This window comes from Delftia sp. ASV31 (assembly GCF_016428765.1).
GTDB classification, from domain to species: domain Bacteria; phylum Pseudomonadota; class Gammaproteobacteria; order Burkholderiales; family Burkholderiaceae_C; genus Comamonas; species Comamonas acidovorans.
Map to the genome: position 1 here is coordinate 1 of NZ_JAELTK010000289.1, position 314 is coordinate 314.

The 314-nt window shown below is 76.1% G+C and carries 1 protein-coding gene; it reads right to left on the reverse strand.

All coding sequences use genetic code 11. From position 1 onward, the window contains the following. On the reverse strand, positions 1–314 hold a 314-nt coding region (locus JHD82_RS29450; protein ID WP_199140456.1), incomplete at both ends, for a hypothetical protein.

The following is a 314-nucleotide window of genomic DNA, read 5'->3' on the forward strand; positions in this document are numbered from 1 at the left end:
GCCGCAGGCTGCGGCGCGGCCTGGCTGGCGCATGGGCGCCTGCAGTCGCTGCGCGAGGTCTTCGATACCGATGCCCGCATTGCCCACCGGCTGCTGAGCCAGCGCATGGTGCAGCACGATGCCATCCCTGTCTCTTATACACATCTGACGCTGCCGACGAAATGCGAACAGTGTAGATCTCGGTGGTCGCCGGATCATTAAAGAGGGGGGGGGGGGGGGGGGGGGGGGGGGGGGGGGGGGGGGGGGGGGGGGGGGGGGGGGGGGGGGGGGGGGGGGGGGGGGGGGGGGGGGGGGGGGGGGGGGGGGGGGGGGGG